Annotated in this window: 26 protein-coding genes and 1 tRNA gene; 11 read left to right on the top strand and 16 right to left on the bottom strand. The window is 61.3% G+C overall.

From position 1 onward, the window contains the following. Positions 1-21 precede the first annotated feature (21 nt). From LDZ28_RS05355 to LDZ28_RS05330, 6 genes are all read right to left on the bottom strand, one after another. Complete coding sequence (locus LDZ28_RS05355; RefSeq protein WP_244828008.1) at positions 22-1,005, bottom strand: GlxA family transcriptional regulator; 984 nt, start codon at positions 1,003-1,005, stop codon at positions 22-24. Between the two features lie 79 nt (positions 1,006-1,084). Then, positions 1,085-1,912, bottom strand: coding sequence for an ABC transporter ATP-binding protein (locus LDZ28_RS05350; RefSeq protein ID WP_370652102.1), 828 nt, complete (start codon positions 1,910-1,912; stop codon positions 1,085-1,087). 21 nt (positions 1,913-1,933) lie between these two features. After that, positions 1,934-2,647, bottom strand: a complete 714-nt coding sequence (locus LDZ28_RS05345) for an ABC transporter permease (protein WP_244827664.1) — start codon at positions 2,645-2,647, stop codon at positions 1,934-1,936. Positions 2,648-2,662: 15 nt separating this feature from the next. Beyond that, positions 2,663-3,352: an ABC transporter permease gene (locus tag LDZ28_RS05340; protein ID WP_244827663.1), complete on the bottom strand. Its 690-nt coding sequence runs from the start codon at positions 3,350-3,352 to the stop codon at positions 2,663-2,665. Positions 3,353-3,596: 244 nt separating this feature from the next. Next, positions 3,597-3,995, bottom strand: a complete 399-nt coding sequence (locus LDZ28_RS05335; RefSeq protein WP_244827662.1) for a hypothetical protein — start codon at positions 3,993-3,995, stop codon at positions 3,597-3,599. Positions 3,996-4,055: 60 nt separating this feature from the next. Next, a complete protein-coding gene (locus tag LDZ28_RS05330; protein WP_244827661.1) occupies positions 4,056-5,639 on the bottom strand; it encodes an EAL domain-containing protein in 1,584 nt (527 codons plus the stop codon). Between the two features lie 285 nt (positions 5,640-5,924). On the opposite strand from LDZ28_RS05330, the gene LDZ28_RS05325 reads away from it, so the two are divergent. The 5 genes from LDZ28_RS05325 (at position 5,925) to LDZ28_RS05305 (ending at position 9,586) form a co-directional block, all read left to right on the top strand. Beyond that, positions 5,925-6,473 (top strand): GNAT family N-acetyltransferase, encoded by a 549-nt coding sequence (locus LDZ28_RS05325; protein ID WP_244827660.1) that lies wholly within the window; start codon positions 5,925-5,927, stop codon positions 6,471-6,473. A gap of 7 nt (positions 6,474-6,480) precedes the next feature. Continuing rightward, positions 6,481-7,074, top strand: a complete 594-nt coding sequence (locus LDZ28_RS05320; RefSeq protein ID WP_244827659.1) for a YigZ family protein — start codon at positions 6,481-6,483, stop codon at positions 7,072-7,074. A gap of 11 nt (positions 7,075-7,085) precedes the next feature. After that, positions 7,086-7,394 carry a 2Fe-2S iron-sulfur cluster binding domain-containing protein gene (locus LDZ28_RS05315; RefSeq protein WP_244828007.1) on the top strand — a complete coding sequence of 103 codons (309 nt, stop codon included), beginning with the start codon at positions 7,086-7,088 and terminating at the stop codon, positions 7,392-7,394. Positions 7,395-7,567: 173 nt separating this feature from the next. Then, entirely contained in the window at positions 7,568-7,780 is a 213-nt protein-coding gene (gene rpsU / locus LDZ28_RS05310) for a 30S ribosomal protein S21 (protein WP_006999077.1), read from the top strand. Positions 7,781-8,560: 780 nt separating this feature from the next. Further along, positions 8,561-9,586 (top strand): helix-turn-helix transcriptional regulator, encoded by a 1,026-nt coding sequence (locus tag LDZ28_RS05305; RefSeq protein WP_244827658.1) that lies wholly within the window; start codon positions 8,561-8,563, stop codon positions 9,584-9,586. 549 nt (positions 9,587-10,135) lie between these two features. Here the strand turns inward: LDZ28_RS05305 and LDZ28_RS05300 are convergent. From LDZ28_RS05300 to LDZ28_RS05285, 4 genes are all read right to left on the bottom strand, one after another. After that, on the bottom strand, positions 10,136-10,609 hold the full coding sequence (locus tag LDZ28_RS05300; RefSeq protein ID WP_244827657.1) for a hypothetical protein: 474 nt from the start codon (positions 10,607-10,609) through the stop codon (positions 10,136-10,138). Continuing rightward, on the bottom strand, positions 10,596-11,057 hold the full coding sequence (locus tag LDZ28_RS05295; protein WP_244827656.1) for a hypothetical protein: 462 nt from the start codon (positions 11,055-11,057) through the stop codon (positions 10,596-10,598). The genes LDZ28_RS05300 and LDZ28_RS05295 overlap by 14 nt, the downstream gene beginning before the upstream one ends. Positions 11,058-11,334: 277 nt before the next feature. Continuing rightward, positions 11,335-11,547: a hypothetical protein gene (locus LDZ28_RS05290; RefSeq protein ID WP_244827655.1), complete on the bottom strand. Its 213-nt coding sequence runs from the start codon at positions 11,545-11,547 to the stop codon at positions 11,335-11,337. 90 nt (positions 11,548-11,637) lie between these two features. After that, entirely contained in the window at positions 11,638-11,973 is a 336-nt protein-coding gene (locus LDZ28_RS05285; RefSeq protein WP_244827654.1) for a YdaS family helix-turn-helix protein, read from the bottom strand. A gap of 404 nt (positions 11,974-12,377) precedes the next feature. Here LDZ28_RS05285 and LDZ28_RS05280 point away from each other — a divergent pair, with 404 nt between their 5' ends. The 3 genes from LDZ28_RS05280 to LDZ28_RS05270 all read left to right on the top strand — a co-directional run bounded on the left by LDZ28_RS05280 (position 12,378) and on the right by LDZ28_RS05270 (position 16,348). Beyond that, positions 12,378-13,223: a PD-(D/E)XK nuclease-like domain-containing protein gene (locus LDZ28_RS05280; protein WP_244827653.1), complete on the top strand. Its 846-nt coding sequence runs from the start codon at positions 12,378-12,380 to the stop codon at positions 13,221-13,223. After that, entirely contained in the window at positions 13,220-14,503 is a 1,284-nt protein-coding gene (locus LDZ28_RS05275; RefSeq protein ID WP_244827652.1) for a recombinase RecT, read from the top strand. Before LDZ28_RS05280 ends, LDZ28_RS05275 begins: the two co-directional genes overlap by 4 nt. 135 nt (positions 14,504-14,638) lie before the next feature. After that, entirely contained in the window at positions 14,639-16,348 is a 1,710-nt protein-coding gene (locus LDZ28_RS05270; protein WP_370652131.1) for a recombinase family protein, read from the top strand. Here the strand turns inward: LDZ28_RS05270 and LDZ28_RS05265 are convergent. From LDZ28_RS05265 to LDZ28_RS05255, 3 genes are all read right to left on the bottom strand, one after another. Beyond that, a tRNA-Met gene (locus tag LDZ28_RS05265) sits at positions 16,305-16,381 on the bottom strand. The two genes, LDZ28_RS05270 and LDZ28_RS05265, sit on opposite strands and share 44 nt — an antisense overlap. Before the next feature lie 54 nt (positions 16,382-16,435). After that, positions 16,436-17,965 carry a peptide MFS transporter gene (locus LDZ28_RS05260; RefSeq protein WP_244827651.1) on the bottom strand — a complete coding sequence of 510 codons (1,530 nt, stop codon included), beginning with the start codon at positions 17,963-17,965 and terminating at the stop codon, positions 16,436-16,438. A 403-nt stretch (positions 17,966-18,368) separates the two neighbouring features. Continuing rightward, positions 18,369-19,538: a porin gene (locus tag LDZ28_RS05255; RefSeq protein WP_244827650.1), complete on the bottom strand. Its 1,170-nt coding sequence runs from the start codon at positions 19,536-19,538 to the stop codon at positions 18,369-18,371. A 223-nt stretch (positions 19,539-19,761) separates the two neighbouring features. Between LDZ28_RS05255 and LDZ28_RS05250 the strand changes: the two genes are divergently transcribed. After that, on the top strand, positions 19,762-20,517 hold the full coding sequence (locus LDZ28_RS05250; RefSeq protein WP_244827649.1) for an SDR family oxidoreductase: 756 nt from the start codon (positions 19,762-19,764) through the stop codon (positions 20,515-20,517). On the opposite strand, the gene LDZ28_RS05245 is transcribed toward LDZ28_RS05250, so the two are convergent. After that, entirely contained in the window at positions 20,457-21,191 is a 735-nt protein-coding gene (locus tag LDZ28_RS05245; RefSeq protein ID WP_244827648.1) for a ribonuclease HI family protein, read from the bottom strand. The two genes, LDZ28_RS05250 and LDZ28_RS05245, sit on opposite strands and share 61 nt — an antisense overlap. Before the next feature lie 173 nt (positions 21,192-21,364). Between LDZ28_RS05245 and LDZ28_RS05240 the strand changes: the two genes are divergently transcribed. Then, positions 21,365-21,874, top strand: a complete 510-nt coding sequence (locus LDZ28_RS05240; RefSeq protein WP_244827647.1) for a PRC-barrel domain-containing protein — start codon at positions 21,365-21,367, stop codon at positions 21,872-21,874. Between the two features lie 26 nt (positions 21,875-21,900). On the opposite strand, the gene LDZ28_RS05235 is transcribed toward LDZ28_RS05240, so the two are convergent. After that, positions 21,901-22,143: a hypothetical protein gene (locus LDZ28_RS05235; RefSeq protein ID WP_244827646.1), complete on the bottom strand. Its 243-nt coding sequence runs from the start codon at positions 22,141-22,143 to the stop codon at positions 21,901-21,903. A 142-nt stretch (positions 22,144-22,285) separates the two neighbouring features. On the opposite strand from LDZ28_RS05235, the gene LDZ28_RS05230 reads away from it, so the two are divergent. Next, positions 22,286-22,510 (top strand): hypothetical protein, encoded by a 225-nt coding sequence (locus tag LDZ28_RS05230; RefSeq protein ID WP_244827645.1) that lies wholly within the window; start codon positions 22,286-22,288, stop codon positions 22,508-22,510. A gap of 65 nt (positions 22,511-22,575) precedes the next feature. Here LDZ28_RS05230 and LDZ28_RS05225 read toward each other — a convergent pair whose 3' ends face one another. Beyond that, on the bottom strand, positions 22,576-23,238 hold the full coding sequence (locus LDZ28_RS05225; protein ID WP_244827644.1) for a DUF2968 domain-containing protein: 663 nt from the start codon (positions 23,236-23,238) through the stop codon (positions 22,576-22,578). Positions 23,239-23,354: the final 116 nt, after the last annotated feature.

The raw sequence follows: 23,354 nt of genomic DNA, 5'->3' as shown, positions 1-23,354 counted from the left end.
CGTGCGCCGCGAGGGACCTCATCAATTGCGCTGGCCGCTGTCATCGGGCGGTTCGATGAGCGCGCCGCCGCGCGGTTCGTCGACCACGCCGCCGCGCTGCTTCTCGATCCAGTTGCGGCGCTCCTCGCGCGGCGTCACGCCGAAACGGTCGCGATAAGCATTCGAAAAATGCGCCGCCGAAGAAAAGCCGCATGCGAGACTGATCTGCACGACCGACTTGCTCGTGCGCTGCAATTGCGTGCGCGCCTTGGTGAGCCGCAGATTGAGGTAGTACTTCGATGGCATCGCGCCGAGGTATTGGCGGAACAGCCGTTCTAGCTGCCGCCGCGAAATGCCGATGAGGTTTGCGATTTCATCGGTGGCGAGCGGGTCTTCGATATTCGCTTCCATGAGCTGCAAGGCGTCGTTCAGACGCGGATGACGCTCGCCCGGCGCGGTCACGAACGGAATGCGCTGCCGCTCCGTGCCCGCGCGCAACACGCCGACGCCGAGCGAATCGGCAATGCGTTCGGCAAGATCCTGGCCGTGATCGCGCGCGATCATCGCCAGCATGAAGTCGATGCTCGCTTGCCCGCCCGCGCAGGTCGCGCGATTCCGGTCGATCTCGAAGATCTGCTGCGAGACGATGGCGCGCTCGAACTGCTCGGTGAATTGCTGATACGTTTCCCAGTTCACCGCGACGCGATACTGCGCGAGTTGTCCCGCCATGGCGAGCCACCAGACACCGTGATGGATGCCGGAAACGAGCGGCGTGCGGGGCGCCACGCGCGCGAGACTTGCCAGAAAGAGGCGGTAGTCGGCGAACTGCTGGTAGCGCTCCGAGATCACGATGAGCCAGTCGCACTGCACCGCGTCGTTGAAGGCGCAATCGGCGGGCATGTGCGCGCCGCCCGAGAGCGGCACCGGCCGGCCGTCCCACGAACAGATACGCCATTCGTAAAGCCTGTGCCCGTCGATCTCGTTGGCGAGCAGAAGACTGTCGATGATCGGCGCGATGCCGCTCATGGATACCGGCGGCAGCGCCACGATCACGACCTGCAACGGCCCGGACGAGCCCGCGGAACCCGGCGGCGACAGCCCCACCTTACTTGAGACTGCCGGACAGGAATTGACGCAGGCGGTCGCTTTTCGGCGCGCTCAGCACATCGGCGGGTGCGCCCTCTTCCTCGGTGCGTCCCTGATGCAGAAACATCACGTGATTCGACACGTTGCGCGCGAAGCCCATCTCGTGCGTGACGACGATCATCGTGCGGCCTTCCTCCGCGAGCTTCTGCATGACCTTCAGCACTTCGCCAACGAGTTCGGGATCGAGCGCGGACGTAGGTTCGTCGAAGAGCATGACATCGGGATGCATGGCAAGCGCGCGCGCAATCGCCACGCGCTGCTGCATGCCGCCCGACAAATGCGACGGATACTGCTTCTCCACGCGCGGCGGCAAACCCACTTTCTCCAGATACGTACGCGCGCGGTCCTCGGCTTCCTTCTTCGACAATCCGAGTACGTGGATAGGCGCTTCCATCACGTTTTCGATGGCGGTCATGTGCGACCACAAATTGAAGTGCTGAAACACCATTGCGAGTTTGGTGCGCACGCGCTGCAACTGCTTGTGATCGGCGACATCGAGATTGCCGGCCTTGTCCGCCTTCGTGCGCACGGGTTCGCCGTCGACGACGATCTGCCCCGCGTTGGGCTTCTCCAGAAAGTTGATGCAGCGCAGGAACGTGCTCTTGCCCGAACCGCTCGCGCCGATGATGCTGATGACATCGCCCGCGCGCGCCGAGAGCGACACGCCCTTCAGCACTTCGTTGTCGCCGTAGCGCTTGTGAATGTCACTGGCGACGAGCTTGGTCGCGACGTCTTTGGCGGTAGGCTCCAACGCTTTCTCCTCGGATGATGGCTTGTCGTGATGCATGGCTTCGGATTTTACCGCTCGTCAACGGCTCGCCGGTCTCAAATAGCCGAGCCAGCGCCGCTCCGCGCGCCGGAACGCGGCCACGAGCGCGAACGAAATCGCGAGATACAACAGCGCCGCAATGCCGAACGATTCGAACGACTGGTACGTGGCGGAGTTGGCGTCTCGCGCGACCTTCAGGATATCGGGCACGGTGGCGGTGAACGCGACCGTCGTGGCATGCAGCATCAGGATCACCTCGTTGCTGTACAAAGGCAAGGCGCGGCGCAGCGCGGATGGCAGGATCACGCGGCGATACATCGTGAAGCCGCTCATGCCGTAGGCGCGCGCCGCTTCCACTTCGCCGTGCGGAATCGCGCGAATCGCGCCCGCGAAGATCTCGGTCGTGTAGGCGCAGGTATTGAGCGCGAAGGCGAGGATCGCGCAATTGAAGCCGCTTTTGAAGAACGCTTCGAGAAGCGACTGCGAGCGCACGAATTCGAGGCTGTACATGCCCGTGTAGAGCAGTAGTAACTGCACGTAGAGCGGCGTGCCGCGAAACACGTAGGTGTAGAGACGCACGGGCGTCGAGAGCCAGCGGCGCTTCGACACGCGCGCGCAGGCGAGCGGCACGGCGGCGCAAAAGCCCGTCGCGATCGATGCCGCCAGCAGCCACAACGTGACGACGAGACCCGACGCGCGCATGCCGTCGGAGTACAGGAACGGGCGCCAGTATTCGGCAAGGATCTGGATCATGGCGAGCGTGAGTGGTCAAAGTTCGGCGTGCCGCACGCCAATGGAATAGCGGCGTTCCAGCGCCATCAGCACCAGATTCGAAGCGCTCGTGATCGCGAGATAGATGAGCGCCGCGACGAGGATGAAGAAGAACATGTCGAAGGTGCTCTTGCCCGCATCCTGCGCCGCCTTGACGACATCCGCGAGCCCGATGATCGACACGAGCGCGGTCGCCTTCACCAGCACCTGCCAGTTGTTGCCGATGCCCGGTAACGCAAAGCGCATCATCTGCGGAAACAGAATGCGGCCGAACACGCGCATGCCGCTCATGCCGTAGGCGCTACCCGCTTCGAGCTGGCCGCGCGGCACGGCGAGGAACGCGCCGCGAAAGGTCTCGGTGAAGTACGCGCCGTAGATGAAGCCGAGCGTCAGCACGCCGGCCGTGAAGGGGTCCATGTCGAACTGGTCCCAGCCGAAGGCATCGGTAACGCGATTGATCGCGATCTGAATGCTGTAGAACAAGAGCAGCATGAGGACGAGATCGGGAACGGAGCGGATGAGTGTCGTGTAGGCGGTGGCGATAGCGCGCAGCGCGCCATGCCGCGATAACTTGGCCGTCGCGCCCGCAAGACCGAGCAGCACCGCCACGAGAAGCGACAACACCGCGAGCGCGAGCGTTTCCCTGGCGCCCGCCCAGAGGAGCGGACCGAAACCGTGTAAAGACAAGGAGCGCCTCCAATTCGTTCTTCGATTGGCGGCGATCCTCGCAAGCTAAAAATAATCGCTCAAAGCGCAAGCTGGCTTGTATTGCGATGCAGCATCCGTGTGTGAAGGCAGTCGAGACGCCGCTGCGTACGCGAGCGCGGATCGGAACCCGCGCACGCATGAGGTTGAAAAATCGCGCTTTCAGGTCGCATTTTCGATAGACGCGTCGGCGTCCAGACGATGACCTATCGTGGCCGCGTCGCGCTCAATCCGCTGGCAGCGCGCGCACGAGTTGCGCGACCTGGCCGTTGGCCACCGCGATATCGGCGCTTTCCTGCAGCAGCGGCAGGAAACGTTCGGCGAAGGCGGCGTCGCGGGTTTCGGCGCGGAACATCGCGGCCACCGCTTTCGCGTGCTCGATGCGCGCCTCGGGCGTGGCTTCACGGTCGTCGAGGACGTCGTCGATGGCGGCGATCACGGCCGACAAGGGCGAGAGCCATTTATAAGCCGAACCGTTGATCACGATCTGCAGGAACTCGCCGGGCGACACCGCGCCGAACTCGGCCTCGTGGCGCGCGCGCATGTGCGCGAGCACGCTGCGATGAAGCGTGAGCAGCGGATGACGGACATCGCGAAGAAAAGCGCTTGCTGTCTGGTCGTTCATGGTCGTGGCTCCTTGAGGTCAGCCCACCAGATGAGGACGATACCGGCGATTCCAACCCGCTCAGTGTCCGCGTGTCCTGCTTGCATAGCGAATGAACTCGGCAGCCGAGAGCGGCGGCGAGAAGAGCCAGCCCTGACCGAACTTCGCGCCCCGCGCTTGCAGATACGCGGCCTGTTCCTCGCGCTCGATGCCCTCGGCGATCACCTGCACGTCGAGCGTCTCGGCCATGTCGACGATATGCGAGGCCACGCTGCTCGATGCCGCGTCCTGACCGATGGTATCGACGAACGATTTGTCGATCTTCAGGCCATCCACGCGAAAGTTCTGCAAGTGCGACAGGCTCGAATAACCGGTGCCGAAATCGTCGAGATAGACCGCGTGCCCCGCATCGCGGAACGCGCTGATGACTTCCTTCGCGGCGGCGGCATCGAGGAAACTGCGCTCGGTCGCTTCGATGCGAATCTGCTGCGGCCGCACGCCGACCCGCGCCACCGCCGGGCGCAGCACGTCGAGAAAACGGTGCGTCGTGAGATCCGGCACGGACAGATTCACGGACACGTAGTAGTCGCGATAGCGCTTGAGAAACTCGCCGAGTTCGAAGAGCACGGTGTCGAGCACCTGATCGGTGATGGCCTGGATCAGCCCGCCATGCTCCGCGAGCGGAATGAAGTGATCCGGCCGCACGATCCGGTCATGATGCTTCCAGCGCACGAGTGCTTCCGCGCCGACGCAACGCCGCGTGGTGAGATCGACGATAGGCTGATACGCGACGATGAACTGATGCCGCCGCACCGCGTCGCTCAACTGACCGCGCGGCGAGAGCCTTCTCACGATGAACCATGCGGCCCAGGCCGCGCACGCAAGACCCGCGCCCATGCCGCCGAGCAGCCATCCCCACGGCAAGGTGGAGACACGCTGCCTGAAGGTCTGATGCGGCGCGCTCACGACCACCGCGAGCGGCAGCGACACGGACCGGCGCACGACCCACGACGCGCAATCGGGCCCGGGCGATGGCGTGCGATAAACGGCGAGGATGGCGGCGGTATCGGTGGCGGGCGTGCGCGCGATCACGCGGCTCGCTTCGGTGTTGATGACCGCGAGACTCGCGGGCGCGCTCGCGTTGTCGCGACCATCGAGATAAAGCGAAGGATCGGCGGCGACGTAGAAACCGTCGCGGCCCATGACGAGCGACTCCTTGCCGCCCGGCAAACGCGAGAGCGCATACCAGGCGCTCACGCCGTCGCGCGAACGCCAGTCCGGAGCCGGCAGCGTGAGCCCTTCGAGCGTGCCCGCCGACACCGCGCCCAGAAGCGACGAGCATTGCCAGCGGCCGTCGTGATCGTAGGCGCCCGCATCGCGCACTTGTGTATGTGTCAGCGCAATGCGCCTGAGTTCGTGGAGATAGATCGTCGAGCATGGCGTGGCGCTCACCTTGCCGATTTCGCCGAGCGCGCCCGACAGACGGCGCGTCACGTCTTCCGCCCGAAACAGCGCGGCGGCGGCGGCGGTGTTCAGCAATTCGACTCGCTCCTGCCGGCGGCTGCGCTCCGCCAATAAAAAGCCGATGCCCGCCGGTGCGAGCGCCGCAGTCACCACGATGACGATCAGAAGCGCCGCCAGCGCCCCACGTTGGAATTTGTTCATTGCATGTTATGGTCCGCGGCGCGTTGGGTGATACTGGTCTTACGCCGCACGCGCTTTGAGCGCGTTTTTCGTTCGGATGCTCGACTCGGCGGGGCGCGCGCAGGGCAGCGCCGTCCGCCGTCCCGGACAGACGACTAAGTGTAGGGGGCAGCGCCCGCCCGGTTCAACGCTTTCTTTAACCTTTAAGTCGCCGGCTTGGTGGGTTGGCGCACGGCCCGCAGGCCCTTTTTTTGCCTCGGCCGGTCGTGCGAGAATCCGCCTATCACTTTTGCTCCAGAAACGACGATGAACGCACAGAGCGCCACCGCGCCGATCATTCGCGACGCCGCATCCGGCGATTTCGACGCCATCGCGCGCATCTATGCGCATTACGTCGACCATGCGCTCGCCACCTTCGAGGAAGTCCCGCCGTCGCCCGATGAAATGCGTTCGCGTCAGGCGGCCATCGTGGCTGCGGGCTTGCCTTATCTCGTCGCCGAGATCGATGGCGAAGTGGCCGGATATGCCTATGCGTCGGCGTATCGGGCGCGCTCGGCGTATCGGCATACGATCGAAGACTCCATCTATATCGCCGAGGGCTTTCATGGCCGCGGTCTGGGCTACACGCTTCTCAGCGCGCTGATCGACCGATGCGAGGCCGGGCCCTGGCGTCAGATGGTCGCGGTCATCGGCAACAGCGGCAACGCGGCGTCGATTGCGCTGCATACGCGGCTCGGCTTCGGACATGTGGGCGTGCTGCGCGATGTCGGCTTCAAGCATGGCCGATGGGTCGATTCCGTGCTGATGCAACGTGCGCTCGATGCGGCGGCGCCGGTCATCGACGGGAAGAGTTGAGCACGCCTTGCCGACCTACACACTCGCCTCCGCCGTCAGCGCTGAAATCGATATCCGCAAAAGCCGCTTCATCGCGCTCGCGATTCCCGTCGCCAACCGCGACGCGGCCATGCGCGAACTCGAACGGCTGCGCGCGGAGCACCCATCGGCGACGCATGTCTGCTGGGCGCTCTTGGCGGGCGGCCAGTCGGGCATGTCCGACGACGGCGAGCCATCCGGCACGGCAGGCCGCCCGATTCTCGAAGTGCTGCGCCATCACGAAGTCGATGGCGTGCTCGCCGCCGTCGTGCGCTATTACGGCGGCATCAAGCTCGGCGCGGGCGGGCTCGTGCGCGCCTACACCGATGCCATCGCCAGCGCCATGCAACTGGCCGAGCGTGTGGAGCGCATCGAGCAAGGAGTCGTCGAGATTGACATCGATTACGCCGATGAAGCGCGCGTGCGACGCTGGATCGAACAGAACGCCGCCGAACTCGTGGAAAGCGCCTACGGCATGCGCGTGCGGCTCGTCGTCAAGATGGCGGCCGTCGCCCGCGAACCCGCTGCCGCCGAATTACGCGACCTCACCCATGGCCGCGCGAATGTCGAGGTGCGCACTTGAGCGCGTTCGTAATGCGCGTCGAGCCGGCCGGGTTCGTCGTCCCGGTCGATGAAGGCGTCTCGCTGCTCGAAGCCGCGCAAAAGGCACGCGTGGCGCTGCCGAGTTCCTGCCGTAACGGCACGTGCCGCGCGTGCATGTGCCGCCTGATCGAAGGCGACGTGCGGTATCGAATAGAGTGGCCAGGGCTGACTGCGGAAGAAAAAGCCGAACGCTGGGTTCTGCCGTGCGTGGCGCTTGCGACGTCGGATGTGGTGATCGAGCAGCCCGAAGCGCGTGAAATCGTGCCTTCGCCGCGCCCTTCACGCTCGCGCGGATTTTGACGCCGCGAACCCGGGTATTCCGGGATTGTCGTCTCGATTCAACGACCTACGATGAACATCCCGAGTCGCCACCAAGCATGTCCGAGTGGAAAGAGGATGCAGGCCGGCTCTCAAAAAGTGTACAATTGCGCTTTGCCCTAAATTCTGGCAGGGCCAGATCAACCGAGAATTCAATGACAAAAGTACTGCTGAAAGAGAATGAGCCTTTCGACGTCGCCATGCGCCGTTTTCGCCGTACCGTCGAGCGCACGGGCCTGATTCAAGAACTCAAGTCGCGCATGGCGTATGAAAAGCCGACCACCGAGCGCAAGCGCAAGAAAGCTGCTGCTGTCGCTCGCCTGCGCAAGCAGATCCGTCGCGCGCAATTGCCGAAGAAATTCTATTGATCGACGCGGGGCTCGAGCCCTCGCCTGCATCAAAGCTGTTCGGAGTCGTTTGAGTTGTCTGGTACAGCGGCCCGATAGCCGGTCATAGCCTGAGTCTGATTAGTCGCGGTTTCGCTCTTGAGTGGCCGTCTGGTCATCGGTGCGAAAGCTCGCGGGTGGTACGCGCACTCGACGTGCGTCCTTCGGACAACGGCTGGCAAGAATGCACAAAGCCTGCATGAGTGAATGCTCATGCAGGCTTTTCGTGCTTGTCGGGGATGAATTTTTTCGACGCGGCCTTGTGTTTTGGTTTTGACTTGCGATTAGGATGTCGGCGCGCAAAGGCTAAACAAACGCGCAAAAGCGAAGAGCCCGGCTTTAACCGGACTCTTCGCTTTAAAACTTGGTTGCAGGAGCCGTATCTGTCTCTAAGAGACGAGATTTTGGTTACATGCCGCCGCCCGACCCGGCCGACGGCTCAACCGCCCCAAGGTCGCGTAAGACCAGCGCGCGCAATACCGGCGAATGTTTGAAAAAGAATGCGCCTGCCTCCCTCAGTGGCCCTCCTGGGTTCGGCAACGACTGTCCCCCGGAGGCATGCCGAGCGTGAAAGTTGTTGGAGATCGGCGTTCGTGCTTCAGCGACCATTGCGGTAATTATTTCACTGGCGCTGTTCAGAGCTAACTATTCGCCTGCATGCTGATGCTCGTGCACTACGGCAAACCTTACGACACAAAGTGAAGAATCACGGTTCAACATTGGGCAAGGACTGTCGCTTACCTATTTGAAGGCGATGAAGTAATGAAATGTGACCCGAGGTTGCCGGACATGTTCGGATGCCGTTTTGTTCACGATCAACATGGCACGCTTCAAAGCGTCGAACTGACCGCTGCTGTATATGGAACCCTTACAACGGTGTACCTGGCCGCGCGCGACGCGCAAACCCGCGCGCTCGAGGCACGCGGTGGACGCATCCCCAGTTCGCTCGGAAACCTCGGCGGTCCCGCGCCGCGTAATCCGACCAGCTTGAACGGGACGACCCCCGCGAAGCCTGCGACGACAGCCCGCGCCCGTCTGGCTGGATTGTTCATGACCCACCAGGAAGCCGCAGCCATCGATGCTAATGAACATGCAGCGGTGGTTGAGACTGAGACGGAGGCAACTGCGGGCGGTGTTCCGGGGCCAGCCGAAACAAGTCCTCACAGCGCCACGCGTCCGCGCTTTCTCCCGCAGACTTTCTTGGCCCCCATCCCTGAAGAAGTATCGAGACTTATCACGGATGGGATCCACTTTCTCGCCGCGTGGCGCCAATATCGTGAACTGACTGTCGAGGATGCCGCAGAACTAAATGGCGTCAGCGTCGGTGCCATCGAGTATCACGAGCGCGGATCGAACGTTCCAAGACGCGCAACCTTGGCCCGGTTCGCCGAAGTGTACGACTGCCAACTTGAGCAACTGATCGCGGTTGCCTCGATCGCCGCCGCCAGCGAAACGCATGCATCCATGCTCAGTCAGTCAGGCCATGGCGTGACCCAGCTTTTTGCCCCGCACGGCACGTCCTACCCCACCGGGGTTCTCAACCATATTCGCGCGGGAAAGTCCGCTCTCACGGCCTGGCGCCTCCATCGCGGACTGAGTGTTGGTCAATGCGCCGATCGCTACGGCATTCCCGAATCTTCCTTCAAATCGCTTGATGCACACTCGGCCCGCACGCGCGAGAAGCTCGCGGCCGTATTCGGCTGCAAGCCGGCGCAGCTCCTACCCCCGGCCGACATGCGCGTCGCATCGGCTAATGATGCCGCGCATTGCGCGCGTCACGGAACGTAACGGCGGCCCTATGAATCGCGAACACCTTTTCTCATTTATCAAAGAGCTCTTCGCCTTCTTCAAGCCGAATCAGCCACGTTCACGCGGCATCCGGACCAAGCGGCGAAGAACCTCAATTCGAGCAGTGCGGCCAAAAATGGCTTATCTCCCAGCAGTGTCTTCCCGCAATGGGGAGAACCGAACTTTCCCGAATGAGGACTTTGCAGACATGAACACCTTGCGAATAAGACGTGCGGATTGCTGTCCGTTTGTGTCGTCTGGAATGACATGACCATGCCACTCTTTAGAAGGTGCGCGACAGGTCTGGGCATTCCAGACGTATCGCAACCGATGAAGCGCCCGCCACTGTGCGGGCGCTTCTTTTTTTGGGAGGCGTTCCAGCTTCGGCATGAGCTTGGGCCGCAACGTCATCCGCGTTCGCCGCGCGCTGCGGTGGACCGCGAAAGAACTCGCCGCCAAGACGGCGAGGGACGATTCTGCGCGCCTCGAAAAGACGTACCGCGCGATAGCACAGATCGAGACACGGGGCCGGCAACATCCCGATCGCATTCAGCACTCGCACTTGTTGGCTTCACGCTGATTCGCGTAGCTGTCCAGCGCGTCGGCATGCTTCATATGCGCGCGACCCACCTTGCGATGTTGTCCCGCATTCCAGCGCACCTGATTGGCGCTGAGCACCTCCAGCAGCAGGTACTGCGGGTTCTCTGCGCGCTTGTGCGGAATCGGATAGCGACGCTGCAAGACGCCCGTGAACAGCTCGCGTTGAATGGCGCTCGTTTCCTCCGAATCGGCGTGATAGTTGCGCGCGAGCTCGCGCCGCGTCACGTCCAGAAGGAATTGCGTGAAGCCGTATCGCGCGCACGTCGATTCGTAACCGCTTTCAAGCGTCAGCCGCGCGCGCGAAGCCACGGTATGGCATTCGACGCGCTCAATGTCCTCGCTTTCCAGCGCGATGATTGTCTGGCGCACGGCGCGCATGATGGCATCGCGCACGCCGCTTTCTTTCGATTCAAGCGTCATCATCGGTTTCTCCGATCATTGCGGATAAAAACGCAATCGCCATCGGCGCAATGCGTCGCACGTCGGCTTGCATAGCGTCGGTCATCGTGTTGAGCACCGGGCGCGGCTTTTTCGCAGCGAAGCCGTCGCGCTCGAAGTCGCACAGGCGCCCCCACAACCACAGCGCATCATCCGGAAGTCTTTGCACTCTCGCGGCGATGGGATCACGAATTTCACGAATGAGTGCTGCGGTGCTCGGTTTTTTGTCCGGATCGCGCAGTGCCGCTTCGAACTCGGCCTCCGGAATCTGCGCGAGCTTCTGCCACTTTGACGACTGATCGCGCGTGAGACCGAGGTCTGCGAGTGTCGGCGCGACCAGCGGTTCGATCAAAGTCGCACGCGTCGACTTTGATTTCCGATCGCCTCCTCGTGTTTCGCGCATTTCCGTTTGCGCCAGTTCCTGCAACAGCACGCCCGCGCGACGTTCGGCACGCAGGCGAATATCGGCGGCTGTGCGTTCTGCCTCCGTGTTACGCGCCTGCTTGCTGTAGACCTACAGCGCCAGTGCCTTGTCGCGGATCTGCTTCACTTCGTCGACTCGATAACATTCCGCAATCGCGCGACACATGTCCGTGTAGCGCGCGTCAAGCGCACCCTCGTTTGTCGGCGCCGCAGCAACGACCGGCTTCAAGTGCTTCGTGATTTCTCGCATGACAGTTGATCAGCTCGGCACAATGGTCGGTGCCGCCTTACTCCGATTGCTCCTGCCCCTGCATGTGCTCGATCAGCACGTCACCCGGACGCATGCCCGAGGCGTCGCGCTGCAACGCCTGCGCGTGCGGGTCCGGTTCGTCAAAGCTGACATCCTGCATGGGCGGTACGCGACTCTCTTGAGCCAGCAACACACGAATAAGTTTTATCGCCGATCGTTGCTTCGTACTCCTATCTTTGATTTGGATCATTTTGATCACTCCATCGTCAAGCGAACGCCCCGTGGGTCAGCCGCCGCACTTTCCCGTGCGGCCTTTTGTGCCGTAAACCGCCAGACAGCCTCAGGCGGTTGCGGCTATGGCGGGTGACGCAGGACGAGCGCCGTAGATCACGACGCGCGGATCACGATCCATTTGCGCACACACCAGTTGCACCGCCAGCAGTCGCCAGTACGGATAGTCCGGGCGCAGGGTAAAGGGTGTGATGCGCGGATCGTTCACCGCGTGCACCACGCGTGCGACGTATTCGATTGGCACCCCTCCGTCCCGGTGCAGCCACTGCCAGACGAGCGGCGGCCTTTTGCCCAGCCGCCGCGCCAATTCCGTTTGCGTGCCACACAACGACACCGCCAGCATCAGCCCATCGAAGGCCGGACCTTTGTAATCCGAGCTTTTCATGATCGTGGCTCAAAGAAAATGGAATGACGATGCAAAGCTAGTCGCTCGATAAGCCGCCGTCAATCACAGGAGTTTCAACCCGGGAATGAATGCGCAGGTAAAGCCGGAAATAGCCGCTCAACGGATGGTGATTTTCACCTAGCCCACAAGACAAATGTCGTGCGATTTGTCGTGTCCGTAAGAGAACCAAGCCAGGCGGCCTTCTCGAAGCCCTTTTCCAGCGTGGACGGCACGACCATTATTTGAAAATCGCATGCTTACAGCCGATCGTTATTTGACTAGGCCGGAAAATAAAATCTGCTTGCGAAGTTCTTCTCGCGCGCTATCGTTCATTTCAACTCTCACGTAGTACCGATTAAGTTTCGATTACCTCGACGCGGCTGCGCTTTTGTCTCTTCAAAATCATGGTTTCCGCAACTACCGATTTCCGTCCCGGCCGCTACGATGACTTCCCGAGTGAACGCTATTACGCGCTCGAGGCCCTAAGCGCATCGGGTATCGCCAAATTGCTTCGCTCGGCGGCGCACTATCGAGCGTGGCGCGATACCCCAAGCCCGGCTACGCCTGCGATGCAATTCGGCACTGTTGTGCATGGTCTGGTGCTCGAGCCCGAGCGTGACATCGTCGCCCTCGCGCCCACCGTCGAACGTCGCTCAAATGCGGACAAGGCAACGTGGGCGGCGTTCGAGGCGCAGTTGGATGGACGTATCGCGATGAAACAGGCCGATTTCGATCGTGCGCGGCGCGTGCGTGATGCGGTCTTTGCCCACGCGGGCGCCCGTACCCTGCTTGATGCCAGCGGCCAGTCGGAAGTCACCTTGTTGTGGCATGACGACGAACAGGACACGCTCAACAAGGCGCGTATTGATCGACTGCGCGACGACGGCGGCATCGTCGACCTGAAGACGACAAGCGATGTCACACCTGCCGTGTTTGCGCGCAAGGCCGCGAACGGTCAACTGTATGTGCAGGCGGCCCATTACCGCGAGGGATGCGCGCGGGTGTTGAATGCGCCCTCGCCCTTTTTCGCTTGGGTCGCGGTTGAAACCGATCCACCTTATGGCGTGCGGTGTTATTCGACGGATGACGCCGGACTCACGCTCGGCAGAAAGCTAGCCGAGCAGGCCGCATGGATCTATGCCGAGGCGGTTCGAACCGGACAGTGGCCCGGCTATCCCGAGACTGTCGACCCACTTCCCCTGCCCAAGTGGGCACTTCCATCCGACGACATCGAACAGGATTACCCGTGAGCGCACACCCGAACCTGAACGCATTCTTCCATGATCTCGAGCGAGAAGACAATCGCCGCAAGCTTCAACTCGCCCTGCCCAAGCACGTTGACGTCGAGAGCTTTGCCCGCATCGTGATCCATGCCGTCGAGTCCGAACCTAAGCTTTACGACGCGGATCGGAACTCGCTCATGCGTGCGTGCCTCGAAGCAGCGCAGGATGGCCTGTTGCCCGATGGTCGCGAAGGCGCGATCGTTCCGTTCCGTCATCGCAACAGCACTCGTTTCGTGGCGCAATGGCAGCCGATGGTCTGGGGACTGGTCAAGCTCGTCAGGCAGTCCGAGCAGCTACTCGATATCGTCGCGCATATCGTGCGTCAGGCCGATGCTTTCGATCATTGGGTGGACGAGAAGGGAGAACACTTCATGCACCGCCCCGACTATCTCCGGACAAACAGTCCGCCCGTGCTGGTGTACGCCTTCGCGCGTCTGGCGAATGGCGGCTGGTACTTTGAGCCGATGAACTGGAGCGAGATCGAGCGCTTTCGCGAACTCAGCAAAGCTAAGGCAGACGATACGCCCTGGTCGAAGTGGCCCGACGAAATGGCGAAGGTGCGGCCATTAAAACGCCTGTGCAAGCGCTTGCCCATGACCACCCACGCGCGGGCCGCTCTCGCCCGCGACGACGCACGCGAAGCCGTGCTGTTTGATACGGTGCCGGATGATCCGCTGCAAGCGATCAACCGCACGATTCTCGAAGGACGCGCCGCGCCGCTGGCCAAACCGACTGCGGCGTTGACGAACGATCCTTCGCCCACGCTCGACTTCGTCATTCCTCAGCGTCCCACCGAGAGCGTCACCCGCCAGCCTGCCGCGAATGAGGCGAAAGCACGACCGCGGCGCGTCAACAAGGACGCGCCCACAATCGAACGCGAGCCGACGCTTGAAGAGGTACTGCAGCGCATCGATAACGCGCGCGACAGCCAAGAAATCTCAGCAGCGGGCGAGCTTGCTGCACAGATGCGCAGTGAGGGGGCAAAGCGGGTGGCGCGCGACGCGTACAGACAGAAGAAGGCCGCGCTCAACGTGTCCGAGCCGGCGCCGACCGACGAACACGACCAGCCGGCCGAGACGTCGAGCGCCGCCTTGAGTTACGCGCAAGTGCGCGATCAGATCGAGCACGCGCCATCGCTGGAAGCGCTGGACGACGCCATGGTCCGTATCCCTGCTGTGCAAAATCAAGAACATCGCGAAGAGCTGCTCGACATCGCCCACGGCCGACGCGACGCGTTCACGCAGTAGGCTCATGGGAAGCAACACATGGCTGCAGGAGACTCAACCTCGGATGACGCCTTTTAGATGTGTCAAGAACGGTCTGGTACCCGCAATCAACCGAACATGAGAGGTAGACTTGTTACGCGATAAGCATCCCGAAGCATGGCAAGCACTCGTCGAAATGATTGTGCGGCAGGTGGCGTGCGATCTGCGAAATGGCGAGCCCATTGTCGAACACCAGAGAGAGAACCAAGCATGTCCCTCATCGAACGACCCGTACTACGCGTCGCGCTATATGGTCGGTTTTCCACCGACAAACAAAAGGAAACCTCAATCACGGATCAAATGAGCGTCTGTGAGCGCTTCGCTCAAGGGCTGACCGATAACGAAGTCGTCGCGCGCTACTCGGACGAAAGCATCTCGGGTTCGACACGGGTCGAAACGCGCGCCGGCGGTCGACGACTCATGGCCGACGCCATGGCCGACCGGTTCGACGTGCTGGTCGTCGAAGCCCTCGACCGTCTCTCGCGCGATCAGGTAGAGCAAGAGACCATTATCCGTCGTCTCGAATATCGCGGCATCCGCGTGATGGGCGTGGCCGATGGCTATGACTCGACTTCAAGCAGCCGCAAGGTGCAGCGTGCCGTGCGCGGACTAGTGAATGAACTGTACATCGACGACCTGCGTTGCAAGACCATTCGCGGCCAAACCGGTCAGGTCGAACGCGGGTTCATTGCGGGCGGCAAGAGCTACGGCTACGACGTGGTGAGAACCGAGCGTGGCAGCGATTACCAGGTAAATCGAGAGGAAGCAGCGATCGTGCGCTTCATCTTCGAGAAGTTCGCCGCAGGCTGGTCCACCTTGCAGATTTGCGACGATCTGAACGGTCGCAACATTCCCTCGCCACGCGGCGGGACATGGATGCGCTCGGCGATTTATGGCAGCCCAAACAAGGGTTCGGGGATTCTCAACAACTCTGCCTACATCGGCGAATACATCTGGAACCGGTCGCAATGGCTTAAGGATCCCGACAGCGGCAAGCGCGTGCGGGAAAACCGACCACCAAGCGAGTGGAAAACCGAACAACGGGCGCACTATCGCATGCTGCCCGACGAACTTTGGTTTGCCGTGCGGGCACGCATGGGCACCGACCGCCTGAACTCCGGCACAAAGGGAAGAAGCGCGCCCCCGAGAACGTTGTTCGCAGGCGTGCTGCGCTGCGCGCACTGCGGCGGCGCCCTCACCTCAATCAATCAGCGCAATTACGGTTGCGTCACGCGCAAGGAGCGTGGCAAGCACGCGTGCGAGGGCATCTCGGTGCTTCGGGAGCAGACCGACGAACGACTACTCGGCGTGCTGCGCGACGAACTGTGCTCGGAAGCCGCTCAGGCGGACATCGACGCAGTTGTTCGGCGTTACTTTGGAAGCGACGACACCGAACGAGAGGCGGCCAAGCTAGCCAAGTCAAAAATTGACACGCTCACCAAGGAAATGGAAAACTTGAGTCAGGCGATCGCGGAACTGGGCATGTCGGCGGCGCTGATTGAGCGCTTCAAGCGCACAGAGGCCGAACGCGAAGCGTTACAGCAAGTGCTAGCGAAAAGGAAAATCGGCAGCGACCAGTACGCAGATATTGCACAGCGCGTGCGTCGGAAAACGGCAGAGCTAGGGAAGGTGTTAGCTGGAAGCACAGGTGAAGCCCGGCAAATTATTGCCACCCTGTTCGGGCCAATCATCGTTGAGAAACGCGACGAGGCTTACTATGCTAGCTTTGACGACGTTTCCGAGCGGCTGGTTGCGACCGTGACTGGAAACGTGTCTATAAGAATGGTTGCGGGGGTAGGATTTGAACCTACGACCTTCGGGTTATGAGCCCGACGAGCTGCCAGACTGCTCCACCCCGCGTCTGAAGAATTGAATTATAGGCGCAACTTGCTTGCTACGTCAACGGAGTTTTCATCAAGTCGATGAAACACGCAGAAGTGTTTCGCTGGCGTGCGTTTCTTCGCCAGACTGCAACGCTCGATGGTGCTCCCGCGAAAGTTTATTGAGCAACGGCAGCAAGATGAATGCGATGGCCGCGCCGGCCGTCGCAAGCCATCCCAGCCCGAAGAACAGATGCGTATAAAGCGGCAACGACTGCACCGCATCGAGACTGCCGTTCGGCATGCGCGCCAGATTGGCGACCAAGCTGCCAAGATACTGCGACACGCCCGTCGCCACGAAATACGCGCCCATCATGAAGCCGCTCATGCGCGCCGGCACGTAACGCGCGATCATCGCGAGACCAAGGCCCGACACCAGCAACTCGCCGAGCGAGTAGAGTCCGTACCCCGCCACCATGAACCACGACGACACGCGCCCTTCCACCGCGTAGCGCCCGCTCAATCCGAAGACGAAAAAGCCAATCGCCACGACGACAAAGCCAAGGGCGTACTTCGCCGCAACGGAAATGTCGCGGCCGCTACGCCCGAGGCGTGTATAGGCCAGCGCGAGCATAGGACTCAGCAGCATGATCCAGATCGGATTGAGCGCCTGAAACTGCGCCGCGCTCCAACTCAAGAGATGCCGGCCTGCAATGGAGAACGAAGGATCGACATTGCGCAGGGCGAACAGCGTGAGCGACGTCGACATCTGCTGATAGAACACGAAGAACAGGATGACCTGAAATACGAGAATCAGCGCGGCGACGAGTCCCGCGCGCTCGCTACGATCGCACACGCTCAGCATGTAGCCGAAGATCGCGAGAATCGCGACGCCCGCGCCATACACGCACGTCACGGCCACGGCCTTGTGCTGCAGGATGAACACCGTTGCCAGCGCCAACATCACGCCGCCGCCGATAACCGCGAACAAACGCCTCCAGTTCAAAGGCGCTTCGTCGGGCGCCGAGCCGATATGCGCGAGCGTGCGTCGCATCAGCGCAAAATTCAGAAGTCCGAGCAGCATGCCGCCGCAGCACACCGCAAAGGCCGCGTGCCAGCCCCAGTGATCTTTGATCCACGGCGTGGCGAGCATCGAAAAGGTCGACCCGATATTCACCGCCATGTAGTAAATGGTGAACGCACTGTCGATACGTGCGATATCGCCTTCGTAAATACGTCGCACGAGATTCGCCGCATTCGACTTGAAAAGCCCATTACCGACGACGATCACGCCAAGCGACGCATACATGAACCCGAGCGCGTCGTATGGCAGCGCCAGCATGAAATAACCGAGCGCAAGCACGATTGCGCCAAGCGTCATCGTGCGCCGCGCGCCGAGCACTTTATCGCCAATCCAGCCGCCTATGGACGGCGCGGAGAAAACCAGCGCGGTAAATGCGCCCCATGTGAGATTGGCGTGCTCGTCGGCGAAACCGATCTTGTCAATCATGAACAGTACGAGCAACGCAGCCATGCCGTAATAACCAAAACGCTCCCACATCTCGATCAGAAAAACCGTGGTGAACGAGCGCGTCTCAGACGTGCCGGGCGGGCGAGTAATCATCGATAAATCCTTGCACAACGATGGGCGAATCAGCGGCGCGAGAAACGTCGCTTCAAAGGGTGATCAGGAAAAAGTCAAATAACTGTAAGGCGAGTTCGAGCGGGAAAATGGGTGATTATCGCAAATCCGCGATGTGGATCATGGGGGAAATTGAGAAACAGGCTATTGCGCGAGTCGCCGCAGCGGATGTCGACAAAAATCCGACGCGCCGGTATTGCATGGCAGACAACAACGGATTGCACGAAATCTCTTGCCGATCTCGCGGCGGACGACAATCGCCGCGATGTTAATTGCGCATATCACCATGAATCTTTGGGAAACAAGACTTTGCGATGCGATAAACAGCATCGCAATTACGAGCGTAATAATCGTTCGAATTACGTGAAAATGTGCAGCACCACATTTAAAAACGATGCTGAATTCCAGTCGTGAACATCAACTGATTTCGGCCGCTCGACGGATCATTGCCATAAACCACCGCTGGCGCCTGCGACGATGATCTCTGGTAAATCGATTCGAGATAAACATCGGTGCGTTTCGACAGCAGATAATCCACCTGCAGCACGCCCTCATGCCAGTGCGCACCGCCGCCGCTGGTATAGACATACATGCCCGCTATCGCGATGGACTGCGTGAGCTTGTAAATGCCGTTGATCTCGTAGTTGTTCAACCCGAGCGATGGCATGACGTTGCCGGTGTCGGCATCGGTCACGCCAGAATTGACGGTGCGTGAAAACGCGCCGCCCAGCGTGACCGCACCGAGTTCATAGCTTGCGCCCACGCCAAACGTATTCTGCTGCTGAACGTTCGCCGAGTAGACCGTGCTGGCCGCGCCGGGAAGCGCCAATGCGTCGTACGCGCCGCTCGTGGTGTCGCCGCGTCCGTTGTTATGCAGATAGGCAGCGCCCGCGCTGAACGATCCGAGCGAATAGTTCGCGCCGATGCTGTACGCGCGATTCTCCGCAAACTGGCCGGCGGCATTAGAGAACGCGTACAAGCCGCCAAAGCTCAGGCCGCCATAGGAAGCGCTCGTGTACTTCACGGAATTCGCGGCAAGGTACGAGTTGTTGGCGTTGTCGTTATCGAGCAAATGGGCGAACGCGGTGCCGCCAGTGCCACCTGTCAACGTGAATGGCGCGAGGTAATCGTGGATAGAATCGTATTGATGCCCGAACGTCACCGTGCCGAGCGTGTCGGTGCCGAGTCCGACGTACATCGGATGATCGTTCAAGCCCTCTCCCGATACCGACGAGAACCCGCGCTCCAGCCGGAAGATGGCGCGCGCGCCGCCGCCGAGGTCCTCCGAGCCTTGCAGCCCCCAATAGCTGCCATCGATCGTGCCGCTCGTCAGCCGATACTGCGACTTCCCGCCCACGTTGCTGACATAAGCCACGCCGGTGTCGATTTCGCCATAGAGCTGCACCGAACTTTGCGCCCAGGCCGCCGACGGCGTCCCGACGACTGCGATGATGGTTGCCACCGCCGCCTGGACGCCGAACAGCGCGCTCGATGGCGTGAGGCCAGCATCGACGGCCGAAGAAGTATCGCGGCAGTTTCGCGGACGGATTGGCATGAATAGCTCCGATAGTTCGTTTTGGTTCTGAGAGCGATTGTCGATTCTGCAATCGAGGTTGTCAGGTCGAAAAGCGTCAGCAAAGCCCTCTGTGACCTTGAACCAACGAACGCGTTTTTTTCTGCTTTATTGAGGTTGCGGATTTCGCCCTCTTCAGCATAGTCAGCGACCCGTGTTGCTTGCCGCTAGAATCGAGGCGCTCACGGACAACCGGAATACGCCCATGTCGAAAAAAACCATCGCAATCGTGACGGGCCACACGCGCGGCCTTGGCGCGGCGCTCGCCGAAACGCTGCTCGCGCGAGACATTCGGCTTCTCGCCCTCTCGCGCAACACAAACGCCGCGCTCGCCGCGCGCTATTCCGGCAAGTTCGAAGAGGTGGAACTGGATTTGACCGACTTGGATGCCCTCGGCCGCTGGCTGGAAGGCGACGCATTGCGCGCGTTCATCGGCGACGCGGACCAGGCGCTCCTCGTCAACAATGCGGGCATGCTGGCACCGATCGGCGCGCTCGCGGATCAGAACGCCGCGACCATCGCGCGCGCGGTCAGCGTCAACGTTGCCGCTCCGCTGATGTTCGCCGCAGCCTTCGCCGCACAGGCTGCGCGCGTTACGGACAAACGCATTGCGCATATTTCGAGCGGCGCGGCGCGCAACGCCTATCCCGGTTGGAGCGTGTACTGCGCGACCAAGGCCGCGCTCGACCACCACGCGCGCGCGGTCGCACTGGATTCGGAGCAAGCCGGGGATCGCACGCTGCGCATTTGCAGCGTCGCGCCGGGTGTCGTCGATACGGACATGCAGGCTGAAATCCGCTCGACCGGACTCGAACGCTTTCCGCTGCGGGAACGTTTCGATGCCCTCAAGCGCGACGGTCAGCTCGCGACGCCGCGGCAATCGGCTGAGAAGCTGATCGCCTACTTGTTGAGCGATGCGTTCGGCAGCGCGGCCATAGCGGACGTGCGCGAGCTCGGCTGAGCGTCGTGCGTGTCCATTTGAATCGACGCTCCGTCGAGCGCCCGACGCGACAGCACGTCCGCGCTCGCATTCCGTTCGCGCGGAATCCACGTGAGGCGGACCGCGCCGATCCGGGCGATGAGCGCCCGCGCCTCGCGCGCAAAATGAGTCAGGGAGCGAATGCCCTCGCCTTCGCTGGCGTGCATATCGTCGATCACGACGCGGCTGTCGCCGTGAATCGCGATCTCCGTCGCGCCTTCGCGCAAGGCGGCTTCCAATAGCGCGATGAGCGCGCGATATTCGGCAACGCTGCTGTCGCCGCGTCCCGCTTCCGCGCTGATTTCGACGACTTCGCCTTGCGGGCTCTGCAATACCGCGCCAATGCCGACGCGCCCCGGATTCGGCAGCGCGGAGCCGTCGAACCAGCCGCGCCAGGCGGGCGCATCGGTTACCACGGGTTTTCGGCTCGCGCGGCTCGCACGCTCGGCCTCGCGCGTTCGTACGGCATCGGCAAACTTCCGCTGCGTTGCACGTCGGGTCGCGATCAAATCGGCGAGGCTTTGCGAACCGGCGACTTTCGTCATCGTCCTGATGAGCGCTTCGTGCTCGGACAACGAAGCGCGTTTGGACAGCCGGCGGCTCCGTTCACGTTCCTTCTTATAGGCAACCGCAAGCAGTTCCTCGACATCGATCATGGACTAAGGAGGCATCGGGGAAAAAGAAGCCCGAGCTTAGCAGACGCCATTAGCGCGCATTCAAACAGGCATCGATGGGAACGAACGTTGCTGCTTAGTTGAAGAAAAAGAGCGGCTCATTCACCTTTGAAAACCGACACCGCGCAACGTTTTTCACGCGTAAGGAGCGAATCATGAACCAACCGATGGAACCCGCCTCGGGCGGCGCGACGATCATAGGCAAAGGCGCCGCGACCGCCGCCGGACCTGGCCCGGACGTGATGGCCGCGAGTACGCTCGATGGAAATTCGGTGTTGTCGAGCGACGGTCACGACGTCGGCTCGCTGAAGGAAATCATGCTGGATGTAAGCAGCGGACGTATTGCGTATGCGGTGCTGTCGAGCGGGGGCTTTCTTGGCATCGGCAACAAGCTGCTGGCCATTCCCTGGAGCGCGCTGACGCTGGATACCGACAATCGCTGCTTTCGGCTAACCGCGACTGCCGAGGAAGTGCGCAGCTCGCCCGGTTTCGACAAGGATGCGTGGCCTTCCATGGCCGACCGCGTCTGGGCGACCACGGTGCATCAGCACTACGGACGAGAGCCTTATTGGACCAATGAGACGCGGCCGGACGATGTAAGTCCGACGGGCGCGATCCCGCCATCCGGCGTCGACGCGCCCGAGGCGGGCGGCGTCAAGCTCTGACGGGCGGACGGATTTCGGCGAGCCGCCTAGTCGCGGCGGCGCTCGCCGACTTGAACGTCGACACCTTCGGTCTCACCCATCAGCGCCTTCAGGACGTCGCCGGCGAAGTCTTCGATGGCGAAATGCCATTCCAGCGAGCCCACGGCGAAATCGTTGGGATTGCATTTGCCTTGTGCACGCCGGATGGCTCCGACCGACAGGCTCAACGCACGAGCGTGTTCGAAGTGTGGATCGCTCGAATCCAGAAACGGTATCTGATCTTTATCCATGACACTCTGTCGGCCCCGGCCGCGGCGGTTGCATGAAATCGATAACGGCTGACGCCAGCAATACTTTAGGATCACGCGCGCTGTCGGACTCGCATTACACGGCCACACGGCCGCGCCATATCCAGCATGCGGGAAACTACTCATGCAGCCTTATGCAAATCTTTCGGGCAAATCGGGCATTGCGGCTTTCGAAATCCTGCACGACGGCATAAAAATACGCTTCGTCAACGGCGGGACCTATTTATACGACTATTGCACGCCGGGGCGTACGACAGTCGAGAAAATGAAACGGCTAGCTAGCACTGGACGCGGGCTGAGCACCTACATTTCGCGATACGGCGGCGAGTATGCCGAAAAAATTAGCTAGCCGCCAAAACCGCCATTTTAGCTTATTGCCGCCAGCACTCTTTTTTTGCCCCACTATGGAACAACTCAACGACGCGACGGAAGGTGCGGGACGACTTCGTTGCAGGTCGTTTCGAGTTGATGAAGCTGACGTTGAAGTTTGCTGAGCTGCACCTGTGCCGAGACTCGCCGGCCTTCTAGTTGGGCAAGCTCGCGACGTATTTCCTGCTGCCTGGCTGCGACTTGCTGATCCTGACTATTGCCACGCTGCAGATCGACCCGCACACGCTCGACTTGCGCTTCGGATTCTGCAATCAACCGTGTGTACTGTTCGTTCTGTGCTTCCAGGTATGCGCGCCGCATTTCGGCTTCGGCGAGTCGCATGGCTTGCTCGACGAAGTGACGGAACGCGGCTTCAGCGGCATCGGCATCTTCTGCTTTCAGGACTCGCCACACAGCGTCGTCGTGGAAAAGCACCGAATAGTACGTCAGGTCACGCGGGTAAAACAGGAGAGTGGTCGAAAACGCAAAACTTTGAAAAGCGCGAAACGTCGATAACGATGATTGCTGAATCAGCCATTCGACTTCAGCTATTTGAGCAGCCTGCAACGCTTGCGAATTGACTTGCTGCGCCGATGCGCCTATCGGCCGAAGCGGCGTGACGCGCGTTGCTTGCGCAGCGGGTGTGGCGACGGTAGGCGGCTCGGCACCAGTGTCATCGTCATCGTCATGCGGCTGAGGGGCGTGCATTCGAAAGGAATCAGGCGCTTTTGGCCTTAAGAGAAACGATGGCGCATTATCGAGTAAGGTGCCTCTTCTGCTGAGCAGACTCTTCACATTGACTCCCCGGCTGCCCCTCGCTCCGA

Source organism: Caballeronia sp. TF1N1 (assembly GCF_022878925.1).
In the GTDB taxonomy this organism is placed as follows: domain Bacteria; phylum Pseudomonadota; class Gammaproteobacteria; order Burkholderiales; family Burkholderiaceae; genus Caballeronia.
Note: the sequence above shows the minus strand (reverse complement) of the source record. Positions and strands in the feature narration are given on the sequence as shown.

Excerpts from the sequence above, each read along its gene's own strand:
- LDZ28_RS05235 (WP_244827646.1), bottom strand. The coding sequence starts at position 22,143 with ATGGATAAAGATCAGATACCGTTTCTGGATTCGAGCGATCCACACTTC.
- LDZ28_RS05315 (WP_244828007.1), top strand. The coding sequence starts at position 7,086 with ATGCGCGTCGAGCCGGCCGGGTTCGTCGTCCCGGTCGATGAAGGCGTC.
- LDZ28_RS05260 (WP_244827651.1), bottom strand. The coding sequence starts at position 17,965 with ATGATTACTCGCCCGCCCGGCACGTCTGAGACGCGCTCGTTCACCACG.
- LDZ28_RS05250 (WP_244827649.1), top strand. The coding sequence starts at position 19,762 with ATGTCGAAAAAAACCATCGCAATCGTGACGGGCCACACGCGCGGCCTT.
- LDZ28_RS05290 (WP_244827655.1), bottom strand. The coding sequence starts at position 11,547 with ATGATCCAAATCAAAGATAGGAGTACGAAGCAACGATCGGCGATAAAA.
- LDZ28_RS05280 (WP_244827653.1), top strand. The coding sequence starts at position 12,378 with ATGGTTTCCGCAACTACCGATTTCCGTCCCGGCCGCTACGATGACTTC.
- LDZ28_RS05305 (WP_244827658.1), top strand. The coding sequence starts at position 8,561 with ATGAAATGTGACCCGAGGTTGCCGGACATGTTCGGATGCCGTTTTGTT.
- LDZ28_RS05270 (WP_370652131.1), top strand. The coding sequence starts at position 14,639 with ATGGCAAGCACTCGTCGAAATGATTGTGCGGCAGGTGGCGTGCGATCT.
- LDZ28_RS05240 (WP_244827647.1), top strand. The coding sequence starts at position 21,365 with ATGAACCAACCGATGGAACCCGCCTCGGGCGGCGCGACGATCATAGGC.
- LDZ28_RS05300 (WP_244827657.1), bottom strand. The coding sequence starts at position 10,609 with ATGATGACGCTTGAATCGAAAGAAAGCGGCGTGCGCGATGCCATCATG.
- LDZ28_RS05355 (WP_244828008.1), bottom strand. The coding sequence starts at position 1,005 with ATGAGCGGCATCGCGCCGATCATCGACAGTCTTCTGCTCGCCAACGAG.
- LDZ28_RS05335 (WP_244827662.1), bottom strand. The coding sequence starts at position 3,995 with ATGAACGACCAGACAGCAAGCGCTTTTCTTCGCGATGTCCGTCATCCG.
- LDZ28_RS05255 (WP_244827650.1), bottom strand. The coding sequence starts at position 19,538 with ATGCCAATCCGTCCGCGAAACTGCCGCGATACTTCTTCGGCCGTCGAT.
- LDZ28_RS05230 (WP_244827645.1), top strand. The coding sequence starts at position 22,286 with ATGCAGCCTTATGCAAATCTTTCGGGCAAATCGGGCATTGCGGCTTTC.
- LDZ28_RS05245 (WP_244827648.1), bottom strand. The coding sequence starts at position 21,191 with ATGATCGATGTCGAGGAACTGCTTGCGGTTGCCTATAAGAAGGAACGT.
- LDZ28_RS05225 (WP_244827644.1), bottom strand. The coding sequence starts at position 23,238 with ATGCACGCCCCTCAGCCGCATGACGATGACGATGACACTGGTGCCGAG.
- LDZ28_RS05345 (WP_244827664.1), bottom strand. The coding sequence starts at position 2,647 with ATGATCCAGATCCTTGCCGAATACTGGCGCCCGTTCCTGTACTCCGAC.
- LDZ28_RS05350 (WP_370652102.1), bottom strand. The coding sequence starts at position 1,912 with ATGCATCACGACAAGCCATCATCCGAGGAGAAAGCGTTGGAGCCTACC.
- LDZ28_RS05330 (WP_244827661.1), bottom strand. The coding sequence starts at position 5,639 with ATGAACAAATTCCAACGTGGGGCGCTGGCGGCGCTTCTGATCGTCATC.
- rpsU (WP_006999077.1), top strand. The coding sequence starts at position 7,568 with ATGACAAAAGTACTGCTGAAAGAGAATGAGCCTTTCGACGTCGCCATG.
- LDZ28_RS05285 (WP_244827654.1), bottom strand. The coding sequence starts at position 11,973 with ATGAAAAGCTCGGATTACAAAGGTCCGGCCTTCGATGGGCTGATGCTG.
- LDZ28_RS05325 (WP_244827660.1), top strand. The coding sequence starts at position 5,925 with ATGAACGCACAGAGCGCCACCGCGCCGATCATTCGCGACGCCGCATCC.